This is a genomic window from Mesorhizobium sp. L103C119B0 (assembly GCF_000502235.1).
In the GTDB taxonomy this organism is placed as follows: domain Bacteria; phylum Pseudomonadota; class Alphaproteobacteria; order Rhizobiales; family Rhizobiaceae; genus Mesorhizobium.
The window spans coordinates 256,119-269,844 of record NZ_AYXE01000007.1 but is presented as its reverse complement, the minus strand read 5'-3'; the positions used below and the strand labels follow the sequence as shown (position 1 = coordinate 269,844).

The 13,726-nt window shown below is 64.0% G+C and carries 14 protein-coding genes and 1 pseudogene; 7 read left to right on the top strand and 8 right to left on the bottom strand.

The features are described 5' to 3' along the window. The first annotated feature begins 59 nt into the window (after positions 1–59). The 3 genes from X728_RS152290 to X728_RS152300 all read left to right on the top strand — a co-directional run bounded on the left by X728_RS152290 (position 60) and on the right by X728_RS152300 (position 4,632). On the top strand, positions 60–1,049 hold the full coding sequence (locus tag X728_RS152290; protein ID WP_023831681.1) for an MDR family oxidoreductase: 990 nt from the start codon (positions 60–62) through the stop codon (positions 1,047–1,049). 142 nt (positions 1,050–1,191) lie between these two features. Next, positions 1,192–3,480, top strand: coding sequence for a response regulator (locus X728_RS152295; protein ID WP_023698195.1), 2,289 nt, complete (start codon positions 1,192–1,194; stop codon positions 3,478–3,480). A 264-nt stretch (positions 3,481–3,744) separates the two neighbouring features. Next, entirely contained in the window at positions 3,745–4,632 is an 888-nt protein-coding gene (locus tag X728_RS152300; protein WP_027049733.1) for a GNAT family N-acetyltransferase, read from the top strand. A 93-nt stretch (positions 4,633–4,725) separates the two neighbouring features. On the opposite strand, the pseudogene X728_RS01000000166770 reads toward X728_RS152300, so the two are convergent. Then, positions 4,726–5,356: pseudogene (locus X728_RS01000000166770) on the bottom strand (trimeric intracellular cation channel family protein). Between the two features lie 124 nt (positions 5,357–5,480). Then, positions 5,481–6,110 (bottom strand): nucleotide exchange factor GrpE, encoded by a 630-nt coding sequence (grpE, locus tag X728_RS152305; protein ID WP_023691975.1) that lies wholly within the window; start codon positions 6,108–6,110, stop codon positions 5,481–5,483. A gap of 259 nt (positions 6,111–6,369) precedes the next feature. Between grpE and X728_RS152310 the strand changes: the two genes are divergently transcribed. Further along, complete coding sequence (locus X728_RS152310; RefSeq protein ID WP_023726458.1) at positions 6,370–6,570, top strand: hypothetical protein; 201 nt, start codon at positions 6,370–6,372, stop codon at positions 6,568–6,570. Positions 6,571–6,654: 84 nt separating this feature from the next. After that, positions 6,655–7,677, top strand: coding sequence for a fatty acid desaturase (locus X728_RS152315; RefSeq protein WP_023691976.1), 1,023 nt, complete (start codon positions 6,655–6,657; stop codon positions 7,675–7,677). A gap of 152 nt (positions 7,678–7,829) precedes the next feature. On the opposite strand, the gene X728_RS1000000172080 is transcribed toward X728_RS152315, so the two are convergent. The 6 genes from X728_RS1000000172080 to cysG all read right to left on the bottom strand — a co-directional run bounded on the left by X728_RS1000000172080 (position 7,830) and on the right by cysG (position 12,836). Then, the gene (locus X728_RS1000000172080) at positions 7,830–7,952 is read right to left on the bottom strand and encodes a hypothetical protein (protein WP_023726457.1); all 123 of its coding nucleotides are present in this window, start codon (positions 7,950–7,952) and stop codon (positions 7,830–7,832) included. A gap of 42 nt (positions 7,953–7,994) precedes the next feature. Next, positions 7,995–8,528: a DUF934 domain-containing protein gene (locus X728_RS152320; protein WP_023726456.1), complete on the bottom strand. Its 534-nt coding sequence runs from the start codon at positions 8,526–8,528 to the stop codon at positions 7,995–7,997. A 121-nt stretch (positions 8,529–8,649) separates the two neighbouring features. Further along, a complete protein-coding gene (locus X728_RS152325; protein WP_023831680.1) occupies positions 8,650–9,414 on the bottom strand; it encodes a phosphoadenylyl-sulfate reductase in 765 nt (254 codons plus the stop codon). Then, positions 9,389–11,059: a nitrite/sulfite reductase gene (locus X728_RS152330; RefSeq protein WP_023683051.1), complete on the bottom strand. Its 1,671-nt coding sequence runs from the start codon at positions 11,057–11,059 to the stop codon at positions 9,389–9,391. The genes X728_RS152325 and X728_RS152330 overlap by 26 nt, the downstream gene beginning before the upstream one ends. 35 nt (positions 11,060–11,094) lie before the next feature. After that, on the bottom strand, positions 11,095–11,388 hold the full coding sequence (locus tag X728_RS152335; protein ID WP_023669771.1) for a DUF2849 domain-containing protein: 294 nt from the start codon (positions 11,386–11,388) through the stop codon (positions 11,095–11,097). After that, positions 11,385–12,836: a siroheme synthase CysG gene (gene cysG, locus X728_RS152340; RefSeq protein ID WP_023704213.1), complete on the bottom strand. Its 1,452-nt coding sequence runs from the start codon at positions 12,834–12,836 to the stop codon at positions 11,385–11,387. Before cysG ends, X728_RS152335 begins: the two co-directional genes overlap by 4 nt. Between cysG and X728_RS1000000170350 the strand changes: the two genes are divergently transcribed. Both X728_RS1000000170350 and X728_RS152345 read left to right on the top strand, forming a co-directional pair. Continuing rightward, positions 12,835–13,089, top strand: a complete 255-nt coding sequence (locus X728_RS1000000170350; RefSeq protein WP_155923978.1) for a hypothetical protein — start codon at positions 12,835–12,837, stop codon at positions 13,087–13,089. The two genes, cysG and X728_RS1000000170350, sit on opposite strands and share 2 nt — an antisense overlap. A gap of 166 nt (positions 13,090–13,255) precedes the next feature. Continuing rightward, a complete protein-coding gene (locus X728_RS152345) occupies positions 13,256–13,705 on the top strand; it encodes a host attachment family protein (RefSeq protein WP_023831679.1) in 450 nt (149 codons plus the stop codon). Positions 13,706–13,726: the final 21 nt, after the last annotated feature.

Genomic DNA, 13,726 nt, shown 5'->3' with positions numbered 1-13,726 from the left:
CAGTTCGGCCAGAGCCAGCCAATGCCGACCGCCAGCCTTTGCGAAGCCGAGGAGAAGAGATGCCTGAAACCTTCAAAGCCATCCTCGTTTCGCGCGACGCCGAAAAGAAGCAATCGGTCGAGATCGTCGATTTCGGCGAAGCCGATCTGATGGAAGGCGACGTAACTGTCGCGGTCGAGGCGACGACGGTCAACTACAAGGACGGGCTGGCCATCACTGGGAAAGCGCCAGTGATCCGCCGCTGGCCGCTGGTGCCGGGCATTGATTTCGCCGGAACCGTCCTCTCCTCATCGCATGCCGACTGGCGCAAGGGCGACAAGGTCATCCTCAATGGCTGGGGCGTCGGCGAGACGCATTTCGGCGCCTATGCCGGGCGCGCGCGCGTCAACGGCGACTGGCTGGTGCCGTTGCCCGACGGCATCAGCGCGCACGATGCGATGGCGGTCGGCACCGCCGGCTATACGGCCATGCTCAGCGTCATGGCGCTGGAGCGGCACGGCATCCTGCCGGATCGCGGCCCGGTGGTAGTGACGGGTGCGGCCGGCGGCGTTGGGTCGGTCGCGGTCTCGATCCTGTCCAGCCTTGGCTATCACGTCATCGCCTCGACCGGCCGCAACGCCGAAAGCTCCTATCTGATCGACCTCGGTGCCGCCGAAGTGATTTCGCGCGAGGAACTCTCCCAGCCGGCCAAGCCGCTGGCAAAGGAGCGCTGGGCCGGCGGCATCGATGCCGTCGGCAGCCACACGCTGGCCAATGTGCTGTCGATGACCGCCTATGGCGGCGCGGTCGCCGCCTGCGGCCTGGCGGGTGGCATGGATCTGCCGTCGAGCGTCGCCCCGTTCATCCTGCGCGGCGTCTCGCTGCTCGGCATCGATTCAGTGATGGCGCCAAAGGCTGTGCGGCTGGAAGCCTGGCGCCGCATCGGCAGCGATCTTGATCTCAAGAAGCTCGCCGGCCTGTCGACGACCATCGGCTTCGACGGCATCATCACCGCCGCCCATGACATCGTCGAGGGCAAGATCAGGGGCCGCGTGGTTGTCGATATGTGAGGCTCCCGAAGCATGATCCCGAAAGGGAATCAGGTTTCGGAAAAGATCAGGCGATGCGGAAAACCGCCAAAAATGCATGACCGCTAAAATTCGAACGATCCGCCGCGCTTTTCCATAATCTCTATCTGGCAAGGAGTTCCGCATGATCGCGGAGTCCGCCAGGAAAGAGAAGAGCCGCGCCGAAAGCATCGACGGGCCGAACCCGGCGACGCCCAAGCGGCAGCATGTTGCCGCGCCGCCGCTGGCGCCGGATTTGCCGCGCCCCACGTCCGAGGGCCTGCCGTTCCTGACGGTGGTCGCCAGTGTCGTGCTGGCGGGCCTCTCCCACCTCACCGGTGCGCCGATCTTCATCACCCTCGGCCTGCTGGCGACAGGCGTTGCCGGCGTCGCCATGCACCTGCGCAACCGCCGCACCGTCCACCGCGCGACGGCCTTGCTCGACGAAACCGCCGCGCGCAGCCGCGCCGAGATCGAGACGCTGGCCGACCGCATGTGGGAGATGCAGGAGAGCGAGGAGCGTTTTCGCGGGCTGATCGATGCGCTCGGCGATCTCGTCGTCCACCGCGACCGCGACGGCCACATCGTCTATGCCAACATGGTTTTCGCCGGCCTCGTCGGAACCGATCAGCGCGACCTTGCCGGCAGGACTCTGGCCGACCTCGGCATCGATGTCGGTATCGTTCCCGACGCCGCCTTTTCGGATCACGAATGCCTGAGTTCCACCGACGTCTCCATCCGCACGCCGAACGGTCCGCGCTGGTTCTCGTGGATCGAACTGTCGGTGCGCGACAAGGATAGCGGCGCCGTCTCGCACCGGGCGATTGCCCGTGACATCACCGCCCGCAAGCGCGCCGAATCCTCGTTGATCACCGCGCGCGAGCGCGCCGAATATGCCAGCCAGGCCAAGTCGCGCTTCCTCGCCACCGTCAGCCATGAGATCCGCACGCCGATGAACGGCATCATGGGCATGGCCAAGCTACTGGCCGACACCAATCTGTCGCCCGAGCAGCGCACCTATGTCGGCGCCGTCTCGACCTCGGCCAGCGCGCTTTTGGCGCTCATCGAAGACCTGCTCGACTATTCCAAGATCGAGGCCGGCCGCTTCGACCCGGAACCGCAGCCGACATCGTTGCGTGAAATTGCCGACAACATCATCGAACTGATGGCGGCGAAAGCCTTCGCCAAGAACATCGGCCTCGGCTGTCATGTCGAGCCCGACGTGCCACAGATGATCATGGCCGATCCGGGAAGAGTCAGGCAGGTGCTGCTCAACCTGATCGGCAATGCGATCAAGTTCACCGACACCGGCGGCGTGCTGGTTTCGGTTGCACGGGCCCGCACCGAGACCAGCGACCGCATCTGCTTCACCGTCGCCGACACCGGCCCTGGCCTGCGCGAAGAGGATATGGAGCGCATCTTCGAGGAGTTCGAACAGTCCGACGGCACCTCGACCCGCACCCATGGCGGCGCCGGCCTCGGTCTGGCCATATCGAGGCGCCTGGTCGCCGCCATGGGCGGTGCCATTTCGGTGTCGAGCCGGCTTGGCGAGGGATCGGAATTCGTCTTCGAGATCCCGGCCGCAGGAGCAACCGAAGCACCGCAGAACCGGCAGAACATCCTGGCCGGCCGGCGCGCCGTGATCGTGTCGAAGAACGCCGTCGAGGCGGACGCCATCGCCCGCACCATCCGCGCCCATGGCGGCGCCGTCGACGTCGCCGCAACCGCTTCCCAGGCGACGCCCTTCGCCGAACATTGCGATGTGCTGTTGATCGACGCGGCCCTGGAGGACGGCGACGGCAGACTGCTCAAGCGCCTGCGCCAGAGTGGCTTTGCCGATTGCGAGGCGATCACGCTGATCGCGCCGACCGACCGCGGCATGCTTGGCGAATTCCGCACCAACGGCTACGCCACCTTCCTGGCGAGGCCGGTGCGCGGCGAAACCCTGCTGCGCGTGCTGCTGACCAGTCATGCCCCTGCCTTGCCGCCGCCCAAGCCGGAAAAGACCGGCGCGTCCTCGCTTCGTGCCCATGGCGGGCGCCAGCAAGGTTTGTCGGTGCTGATCGCCGAAGACAACGACATCAACGCCATGCTTGCCCGCGCCACGCTTTTGAAGGCGGGACACCGCGTGAAAGTGGTCGGCAATGGCAAGGCCGCGGTCGAGGCGGTGACCGAAGCCGGGCTGAAAAATCGCTTCGATGTGGTGCTGATGGATTTGCACATGCCGGTTATGGACGGGCTGGACGCGATCGCCGCCATCCGCCGCCACGAGGAGGAAATGGCTGTGCCGCCGGTTCCGATCATGGTGCTTTCGGCCGACAGCCAGGAAAAGACCCGCCACACCGTGCTCGCCCATGGCGCCAGCGGCTTTGTCACCAAGCCGCTCGATCCCGACGCGCTGGTCCATGCCGTCGAGGGCCAGGTGGCCGCCTGAATTCATGTCGCTCAAAAGTGGCCCCGGTTTTGAGAAGACGACATGCACAAAACAAAGACTTGAAGCGCGTCGCGTGAATCGTCCCAGCGCGACGCGCTTCAAGGCGACGCTGGCGCAATCCTCGCGTCACGTAGGTAGCCGAATGAGGGTTTTCGCCAGCCGACGAAGTATTGCCCGTCGCGCCGTATCACGGTACTGTCACAATCCTGTTGCACCTACACCGTATCCCCGTGCCAAGAGGGATGGCTCGAAGGAGAATCACTCGTGCATACAGTTATGCCGGAATGTGACACTCGGCCCAGCGCAGGCGGCGCTTTGCTCGCCGCGCGGAACGCCGATGCCGTCGCAACAGGCGCACCGCTGGGCCGTATCGGCAATCTCGAAGTGCGGCTTGCCCGCAATGAGGCCGAAATCGCCGCCGCCCAGGAAGTGCGCTACCGGGTGTTTTATGACGAGCTTGGCGCCAGGAAGGACCTGTTCCAGGCGCAGGACCGCCGCGACGCCGACCGCTTCGACCCGCTGTGCGACCATCTCCTCGTGCTGGACACTTCGATCTCCGGCCCCGAGCATCGCCGCATCGTCGGCACTTACCGCCTGCTGCGGCAAGAGATTGCCGCGACCGCCGGCGGCTTCTATTCCGAAGGCGAGTTCGAACTGACCAAGCTGATCGCCCGCCATCCTGGCCAGCGCTTCCTTGAGCTCGGCCGCTCCTGCGTGCTGCCGGAATACCGCTCGAAGCGCACCATCGAGGCGCTGTGGCAAGGCATCTGGGCCTACATCAACCACTATGAGATCGGCGTGATGACCGGTTGTGCCTCGTTCCCTGGCACGGTGCCGGCTGCGCATGCCGAGGCGCTCACCTACCTTGCCCATCACTGCCGGACCAACTCCGCCTGGGATGTGCGGGCGGTCTCCGGGCGCTATTGCTCGATGGACCTGATGCCGATCGAGGCGGTCAACGCCAAGGCGGCGATTGCGGCCATGCCGCCGTTGGTCAAGGGCTATCTGCGCGTCGGCGCCCGCATCGGCGACGGCTGCGTCATCGACCGTGAGTTCTCCACCGTCGATGTGTTCGTGGTGATGCCGGTCAAGGAAATCGGCGCCCGCTACGTCAACTATTATGGCGGGGAAGCGCAGCGCTTTGCGGCGTGAGGCAGTAGGCAGTAGGCAGTAGGCAGTAGTGAAGGCTGCCGCGAATTGCTGACTATTCCCTATTCCCTATTCCCTATTCCCTATTCCCTCTCCCTACGGAATATCCTCCGGTCGCCGTCCCGGGCGGCTCTTGTAGGACGGAAAGGTCCAGCCGAATTTCAGCGCGCCGCCGCGCACCAGGAAAGCCGCGACGAAGCCGGCAATATCCGAGGCGAGCGGCGGCAGGCCGGCAAGATCGCCAAGTGTGTAGAGGCCGGCGCCCGCGAGTGCGGCGGTGACGTAGATTTCGGGCCTGAGCAGCACCGATGGCTCGCCGGCCAGCAGATCGCGCAGGATGCCGCCAAATGTGGCGGTCAACACGCCCATAACAACGGAGACGACCGGCGAGCCGGTGATGGCCAGCCCCTTGGCCGCCCATTACGGAAAAGGCCGCCAATCCGATGGCGTCGAGCCAGAGCAGCCATTTCCAGCGGGATTCGACGCGGTGGGCGATGAAGAAGACCAGCACCGCAACCGCCGCGCAAACCAGCACATAGCCGGAGTTGGCGACCCAAAAGACGGGCAGGTTGAGGATGACGTCGCGAAGCGTGCCGCCGCCAATGCCGGTGACGCTGGCCAGAAACAGGAAGCCGATAATGTCGAGCTGCTTGCGCGAAGCCGCCAACGCCCCGGTCGCGGCAAAGACGGCGACGCCGGCATAGTCGAGGAGGTCGATGGGTGTCAGGGACATGAGGTAGTAGGGATTGGGAATTAGGGAAAGTATGAATAACACGAAGCCGCGCGATTGATACGCCTGCCTATTCCCTATTCCCTATTCCCTATTCCCTATTCCCTACTGCCTACCCTACTCACGCATCCTTCTCGGCCTGCTCGTTCACCGGCCCCGGCTCGACCGGCGCTTCGGTGGCCGCGATCTTGGGGCCGCCCTTGGCGACCCCGACCATGGCCGGCCGCAGCACGCGCTCGCCGATCGAATAGCCCGGCTGCACGACCTGGACGACGGTGTTGGCCGGCACATCGGGATTGGGCACTTCGAACATCGCCTGGTGGAAATTCGGGTCGAACTTCTCACCTTCCGGTTCGAGCTTCTTCACCCCATGCCGTTCCAGCGTCGACAGCATGGCGCGCTCGGTGATCTCGACGCCGTCGATCAGCGCCTTGAAGCCGGCATCTCCGGCCGCTTTCGCCTCGGCGGGGATAGCATCGAGCGCGCGGCGCAGATTGTCCGACACCGACAGCATGTCGCGGGCGAAATTGGCCACCGCATAGGCGCGCGCATCATGCACGTCGCGGGCGGTGCGGCGGCGCAGATTCTCCATCTCGGCTGCGACGCGCAGCGCGCGGTCCTTCAGCTCCTCGTTTTCCTTCAGCAACCGCACCAGCGCTTCATAGTCGCCGTCGATGCCGCCTTGCGTGCGCTCGGCCTCGGCCGTTTCGATATCCTCGGGCGCGCGTTCGTCTTTTGTCTGGTCGCTCATCGCCATTTCCCGTCATTCGAATGGTTTGGATTTGCGCCCGATATCGAGGTTTGGCGGCCAAAAATCAAGGGGCAAGCCCAGGAGGACGCCCCACAGCAGGCAATGTTGCGGGCAGCCCGTCGGACTTGGTGCGGGGCGCAAGGACGTTCAAAATTAATTCAAACTTTACCGTAACGGCAGCCTTTGCTTGCCAATACCCCGCTATGGGGAACCATTCAAAGCTTGGAGGAGTTTTGAAACCGACACAGGATTTGAGACAATGGACCGCAATACTGGCAACAGAAGCGAAGAGCTCGCCGCCGACATCAGGCGCCAGTTCGGCACCGAGGCGACGACGCGCTTCTTGCGCACCTTGCCGGCCTTCCGCACCGAGGCCGACATTCCCGCCCGTTTCCGGGACCTGCTCGACCGGCTGGACGGCATAGAAGCCAGCATGGCCGGCGGCAAACGCCGTCAATAGCGATGCTATCGCGCGACAATTACGCGCAGTAATTTTGCGTGAGCTTTTCCTTGCGGCAGCGGGACGCCCCGCCTATGCTTCCTGATGAACATGATTTCCCCCGAGACGGCCGCCAACAGCAAGCGCGCCTGGTTGAAGATCCTGGCGCGCTACAAGAAGCCCGACCGGCGACGCAGCACTCTTGAACTCGCCATCACCCTTATTCCTTTCGTTACGCTGTGGGCGCTGTCTTCGGCAGCCTATTCCTATGGCCACTGGTGGGGCTTGATCCTGATCCTTCCCGCCGCCGGTTTTCTGGTGCGGATCTTCATGATCCAGCACGATTGCGGCCACGGCTCCTTCTTCGCCAACCGCACTGCCGACGACTGGATCGGCCGCGCGCTCGGCGTGCTGACGCTGACCCCTTACGATTGCTGGCGGCGCGCGCACGCCACCCATCACGCCAGCGCCGGCAATCTTGACGAGCGCGGCATGGGCGATATCAGGACGTTGACGGTTGCTGAATACCGGCAGCTGTCTTGGCGGGGACGCCTTGCCTATCGTCTCTACCGCCATCCCCTGGTGATGTTCGGCCTTGGCCCGATCTGGCTGTTCATCTTCGAGCAGAGGCTGCCGGTCGGCATGATGCGCGGCGGCCTGACGCCCTGGGTGTCGTCGATGACCACCAATCTCGGCATCGCGGTCGCGGCAGCGCTGCTTATCTGGCTGGTCGGCCCCGGCGCTTTCCTGATCGTCCATTTGCCGATCGTGATCCTGGCCGGATCGGCCGGAATCTGGCTGTTCTACGTCCAGCACCAGTTCGAGGAGACGGAATGGGCGAAGGACGAAGAGTGGGAATTCCAGCGTGCCGCCCTGCACGGCTCGTCCTATTATGATTTGCCGCCGGTGCTGAACTGGTTCACCGGCAATATCGGCGTCCATCACGTGCACCATCTCTCGGCCAAGGTGCCGGGCTACCGGCTGCAGGAAGTGCTGCGCGACTATCCCGAACTGCGCGGCATCGGCCGCGTCACGCTTCTCGACAGCCTGCGCTGCGTCAAGCTGGCGTTGTGGGACGAGAACCGCCGCAAGCTGATCTCGTTTCGCGAAGCGCGGGCCTTGGCCTGAAAGCATTCCAGCAAAGTGTGATGCGGTTTTCCCGGGAAAAGCGCGCAGCGCTTTCCCTCGGGATCGCATAAAACAAGAAATAAACCGCCGCACCAAAGGCGCGGCTGCATCTCCCAGAAGATCTGCTCAGGTGGCCTTGCGCTCCTCGCGCATCAGGACCTTGCAGCCCTGATCACGTCAGCCGCCTTTTCGGCGATCATGATGGTCGCTGCATTGGTGTTGCCGCCGATCAGCGCGCCTTCCTCCCTGGCGGATACTTCCGTCCGGACAGCCAAGAGATCATAGTCTTTGTAAAGACAGGCGAAATTACCGCTGCGTCAGCTGTTGCGAACGCGCCGCCAGGAGTATTTCGGCCCCTTCGGCTCCGACGCTTCGGTCGGCTGATAGTAAAGGCCCAGCCCGCCTGTGCGGCCTTCTTCGAGGCGCTTCAGCAGAACCGGGTTGGAGATTTCGAACTCGTCGAAGCCGAGGCGCAGCATATGCGGCAGCTGGTCGACGAGCACCTGGCCAGTGGCGCGGACCGCGCCCTCGAAATGGTAGCGGCTGCGCAGCAATTCGCCCTTGGAAAACGAGCGGCCATCGCTGAAGGCCGGGAAGGCCAGCGCCACCAGCGACAGCTGGTCGAGCAGATCCACAATCTTTTCCAGCTGGTCGCCGGGCTGCAGCGCGACGCCAAGCCGCTCCTTGGCCGAGCGCCGCACTTCGGCATCGAGGCCGAGAAATGCCTGCAACGGCAGGATGAAGCGGCCATTGCCCGTCAGCGCGTCTGCGCTTTCGGCATGGCTCCACTCGTCTTCGCGAAAACCCGTCGGGGTCCAGAGGCGGGTCTCCGCTGTGGTCTGTTCAGTCATCGAAAATTCCTAAAGCCCCAAAAAATCGAAAGTCCGCGAAAGCCGGTCCACACGAAACCGGCGGCCTCCGGGTGGAAGCCGCCGTTTGCACAGGCCGTTCTCACCTGAATATCAGTATATCCTATAGCGATGCGTCGGTCAGCGACACTTCCAGTCCCGACAGATGGATGCCGCACTCGGTCTTGGCATGACCGGCCCAGCGGCCGCTGCGCGCATCCTCTCCCGGCTGCACCGGCTGCGTGCACGGGAAACAGCCGATCGACAGATAGCCGTACGCAACCAGCGGATTTTCGCGCAGCGCATGCGCGCGCATGTAGTCGGCCTGGTCGGATGTCGTCCAGTGCGCCAGCGGATTGATGCGTACGCGCGGGCCGACCGCCTCGAACACCGGCAGCGCGGCTCGCGTCGCCGCCTGGAAGCGCTTCCGGCCGGTCAGCCAGGCCCGGAAGGGGGCGACGCCGCGCGCCAGCGGCTCGACCTTGCGCACGTCGCAGCAGGCATCGGTATTGCTCTGGTGCAGATTGCCGGTCGGATCGACCCGCTCGAGCGCCGCGTCTTCGGGCTTGATCACCCTGATGTTGGTCAGCCCGAAATCGGCGACCAGCGCATCGCGATAGCCCAGCGTCTCTTCGAAATGCTTGCCGGTGTCCAGGAAGATGACCGGCAGCGTGCGGTCGACCTTGGCGATGATATGCAGCAGGACGGCGGAATCCGCGCCGAAGGACGACACGGCGGCGATCTCGTCATGAAACAATTCGCTCGCCGCGCGTTCGATGATGTCGAGCGGGCTCAGATGTCCATACAGCGCGTCGAAGCCCGCCGCTTTGGCGGCGATGCTGTCGTCGACGTCGACGATGCGGTCAAGCGGCCTTGGTTTCGCCAGCATAGAGCGCCTCCTTGAACGGCGCGGGACCGACACGGCGGTAGGCGTCGATAAAACGTTCACTGGGACCGAGCCGAAGGCCGAGATAGGTGTCGACGATCTGCTCGATGGCGTCCGTGATCTCTTCCGAAGAGAAGCCGCGGCCGATGATTTCGCCAACCGAGGTGTTCTCGTCGGCCGATCCGCCAAGCGTCACCTGGTACAGTTCGGAGCCTTTCTTCTCGACGCCGAGGATACCGATATGGCCGACATGGTGATGGCCGCAGGCATTGATGCAGCCGGAAATCTTGAGCTTCAATTCGCCGATCTCGCGCTGCCGCTCGAGCGAGGCGAAGCGAAGCGAAATCTCCTGCGCGATCGGGATCGAGCGCGCCGTCGCCAGCGCGCAATAGTCGAGGCCAGGGCACGCGATAATATCGCTGATCAGGTTGGAATTGGCCGTCGCGAGGCCAATGTCGACCAAAGCGTCGTAGACCGCTTTCAAATCGGCGCGCGCCACATGCGGCAGGATCAGGTTCTGCTCATGGCTGACGCGCAGTTCGTCGAACGCGTATTTCTCGGCGATGTCGGCGACCGCTTCCATCTGGCTGTCGGTGGCATCGCCCGGCACTTCGCCGATACCTTTCAGCGAAATCGTCACCGCGGCATAGTCGGGATGGCGATGCGTCACGACATTCTGGTCGAGCCAATCCGAGAAGCTTTTGGAATCGAGCCGCGCCAGCTTGATCGCCGCGTCGCCTTCCGGCCGGGCGGTCAGTGCCGGCGGCGCGAAATAGGCGTCGATGGCACGGATGTCGGCTTCCGGCAGCTTCAGCTCGGCGTCCTTCAGCTCCTGCCATTCGGCCTCGACCTGGCGGGTGATTTCCTCGACGCCGGTCTCGTGGACGAGGATCTTGATGCGCGCCTTGTACTTGTTGTCGCGGCGGCCATAGAGGTTGTACACGCGCAGGATCGCCGTGCAGTAGGACAGCAGGTCGGCTTCCGGCAGGAAGTCGCGGATCTTGCGCGCCACCATCGGCGTGCGGCCCTGGCCGCCACCGACATAGACGGCAAAGCCGAGCTCGCCGGCGGCGTTCTTCTTCAGATGCAGACCGATATCATGCGTCTGGATGGCGGCGCGGTCGCGCTCGGCCCCGGTCACCGCGATCTTGAACTTGCGCGGCAGGAACGAGAATTCCGGATGCACAGACGACCATTGCCGCAGGATCTCGGCATAGGGGCGCGGATCAGCGACCTCGTCGGCGGCGGCGCCGGCAAAGTGATCGGCGGTGACGTTGCGGATGCAATTGCCGCTGGTCTGGATGGCATGCATCTCGACGCTGGCGAGATCGGCCAGGATCGCCGGAATGTCGGACAGCGCCGGCCAGTTGAACTGGATGTTCTGGCGCGTGGTGAAGTGGCCGTAGCCCTTGTCGTATTTGCGCGCGATGTGGCCGAGCATGCGCAGTTGCGCGCTGTTCAGCGTGCCATAGGGCACCGCGATGCGCAGCATGTAGGCGTGCAGCTGCAGGTAGACGCCGTTCATCAGCCGCAGCGGCCGGAACTGATCCTCGGTGATCTCGCCGGACAGCCGGCGTTCGACCTGGTCGCTGAACTCGGCGACGCGGGCCTGGACAAAATCGTGGTCGAACTCATCGTAGCGGTACATGTTTCGTCTTTCAGGGCGCGTCCGCCCGTATTTTGTTACGCTGCCCGCGCAGCCTGCTTGCCCAGATCTTCCCGGATGGTCGGGCCGGCGGCGCGGATCTTTTCGCGCAAGCGTACCGGCACGACGACGCCATTGATGACTTCAACGTCGATCAGATTGACGTCGACAACCTGATTGTTGGCGTTGGCCTTGGCGCCGATTGCTTCCAGCCTGTCCTCTGCCGCTTGGTCATGGGCAAGGTCGGCATGGTCGACCGTCTCGGCCCAGCCGCCATCGGCGTACCAGACGGCGATGCCGTCGGAGAGGCGGTTTGCGGTCAGTATCTTCATGGCTCGACCTCTGCGTCGGCCGCGTTGGCGGCGCCCTCATAGTTATGGGCCGCGAGCGGCTCGGAACGTTCAAAGTTGGCGCCGGCAACCGCGTCGCCGATGATGGTCATCACCGGACCGGCCAGATCGGCGCGCTCTTCCAGCGACGGCAAATCGGCCAGTGTGCCGTGGAAACGGCGGCGGTTCTGCAAGCTGGCATTCTCGACCACGGCAACCGCCGTGTCCGGCGACAGGCCGGCCTCGATCAGTCGTCCGGCGACTTCGGCGGCGACCGAGCGGCCCATATAGACGGCGACGGTGGCGCCGGAAATGGCGAGCTTGGCCCAATCCGGCAGCGAATTGCCCTTCAGATCATGGCCGGTGGTGAACACCATCGACGAGGAGACGCCGCGCAGCGTCAGCGGCAGCTCGAAGTCGGCGGCGGCGGCAAAGGCGGCGGTGACGCCGGGGACGACATCATAGGCGATGCCGGCATCGCGCAGTGCGGCCATCTCCTCGCCGGCGCGGCCGAACACGAGCGGGTCGCCCGACTTCAGCCGCACGACGCGCTTGCCCTGCCTGCCGAGATCGACCAGCAGCGCATTGATCTCGGCCTGGCTCTTGGTGTGGCATCCCTTGCGTTTTCCGACCGGCAGCCGCTCGGCGTCGCGGCGGCCCATGGCGACGATCGCCTCCGGCACCAGCGCGTCATAGACGATGACGTCGGCTTCCATCAAAAGCCGATGCGCGCGCAGCGTCAGAAGATCCTCAGCACCTGGCCCGGCGCCAACCAACGCGATATGGCCCGAAGCCGGAGCCTTCGACAGCAACAGATCGGCGGCGGCGTCATGCGCCTGCGAAAGCTCGCCGGCTTCGACGGCGCGCGCCGGTGCACCCTGGAAAAAACTGCTCCAGAACTGGCGGCGGGCGTTGCCTTTCGGCAGCAGCTTTTCGGCGGCACCCCGGAACGAGGCGGCAAGCGCTGCCAGCGGCCCGAGCGACGGCGACAGCATGCGGTCGATGCGGCTGCGCAGCATCTGCGCCAGCACCGGACCCGCGCCTTCCGTGCCGATGGCGATGGCGACCGGGGCGCGGTTGACCAGCGCCGGGGTGAAGAAATCGCATAGCTCCGGCCGGTCGACGGCATTGACCGGAATGCCAAGGCGGCGCGCATCGTGGGCGACGCGGCGGTCGAGCGTCTCGTCGCCGCTGGCGGCAAACACCAGGACCGCGCCTTCGAGATGCGCGGCGTCGTAGGGGGCGTCGATACGGATGGCGCCGGTCGTGGCGATGAAGCTCAGCAATTCGGCGTCGGCAACATCGGCAATGATGCGAAGCACAGCACTCGACTGATCAAGTAGCCGCGCCTTGGCCAACGCTTCGCCTCCGCCGCCGACGATGGCCACGGCTTCGCCTTCGACCCGCATGAAGACCGGGAACGCGGTGAGCTTGGGATTGGTGTGCGGCATGACGAACAGATTCCGGAACAATTCGGCAGTTTTAGGCGCGGACGCGAAAAAGCTGAAGGAACCCACTCGCGCATCCCCTGACGGGAGGCAATCGGTTTTCCGCAAGCCAAAGGGCCAAGAGAAAAATATTCCACATCCGCATATCAGGCGGATTCAAGCTGCTGCCGCAGGCTTTGTTCTGCGGCTCTTTTATCCGGCAGTCGGCCAAGCTGCAAAATTATTTTTTCTAAATTCTACCAATTTAGTAGATTAAAGCCGTGACCTCCGGACATTGCTCCGATAGACGATAGATCGGGCTTGATATGGCTGCGTGCGATCTCGGCGAACGAAGTGGAACGTTCCCGCTTCGCCACGCGTTCTGCCCCTGCCGTAACAGACAATCGTCGGCTGGATTTGAACCTTCAAACAGGAGCGCGCAAATGAGCAAGATCAACCTGGGACATGGCCTTCTGGTCATGGTGGCCGATGGCGAGAAAGCGCTGTTCCTGAAGAACGAGGGCGACAATCTCTATCCGAACCTGCAGCTCTTCCAGGAGATGAAACAGGACAATCCGGCAACGCGCGAACAAGGCAGCGACAGTCCCGGCCGCTACAATGACGGCCCCTCCGTGCATCGCAGCGCGGTTGAGGAAACCGACTGGCACCGGCAAGGCAAGGAACGCTTTGCCGAAGAGATCGCGGACCGGCTCTACAAGCTCGCCCATCACGGCATCTTCGACGACATCGTGCTGGTCGCGCCACCGCTGGTGCTCGGCACCATGCGCAAGAAACTGCACAAGGAAGTCACCGACAAGGTGCAGGCGGAGATCCCAAAGACCCTGACCAACCGCCCGCTGATCGATATCGAGGCCATGCTGCAGGCGGCGTGACGCATCGATCATTCGGTATTG

Excerpts from the sequence above, each read along its gene's own strand:
- X728_RS152335 (WP_023669771.1), bottom strand. The coding sequence starts at position 11,388 with ATGAAGATACTGACCGCAAACCGCCTCTCCGACGGCATCGCCGTCTGG.
- grpE (WP_023691975.1), bottom strand. The coding sequence starts at position 6,110 with ATGAGCGACCAGACAAAAGACGAACGCGCGCCCGAGGATATCGAAACG.
- X728_RS152330 (WP_023683051.1), bottom strand. The coding sequence starts at position 11,059 with ATGTACCGCTACGATGAGTTCGACCACGATTTTGTCCAGGCCCGCGTC.
- X728_RS1000000170350 (WP_155923978.1), top strand. The coding sequence starts at position 12,835 with ATGACGAACAGATTCCGGAACAATTCGGCAGTTTTAGGCGCGGACGCG.
- X728_RS152325 (WP_023831680.1), bottom strand. The coding sequence starts at position 9,414 with ATGCTGGCGAAACCAAGGCCGCTTGACCGCATCGTCGACGTCGACGAC.
- X728_RS152295 (WP_023698195.1), top strand. The coding sequence starts at position 1,192 with ATGATCGCGGAGTCCGCCAGGAAAGAGAAGAGCCGCGCCGAAAGCATC.
- X728_RS152345 (WP_023831679.1), top strand. The coding sequence starts at position 13,256 with ATGAGCAAGATCAACCTGGGACATGGCCTTCTGGTCATGGTGGCCGAT.
- X728_RS152315 (WP_023691976.1), top strand. The coding sequence starts at position 6,655 with ATGAACATGATTTCCCCCGAGACGGCCGCCAACAGCAAGCGCGCCTGG.
- X728_RS152290 (WP_023831681.1), top strand. The coding sequence starts at position 60 with ATGCCTGAAACCTTCAAAGCCATCCTCGTTTCGCGCGACGCCGAAAAG.
- X728_RS152320 (WP_023726456.1), bottom strand. The coding sequence starts at position 8,528 with ATGACTGAACAGACCACAGCGGAGACCCGCCTCTGGACCCCGACGGGT.
- X728_RS152310 (WP_023726458.1), top strand. The coding sequence starts at position 6,370 with ATGGACCGCAATACTGGCAACAGAAGCGAAGAGCTCGCCGCCGACATC.
- cysG (WP_023704213.1), bottom strand. The coding sequence starts at position 12,836 with ATGCCGCACACCAATCCCAAGCTCACCGCGTTCCCGGTCTTCATGCGG.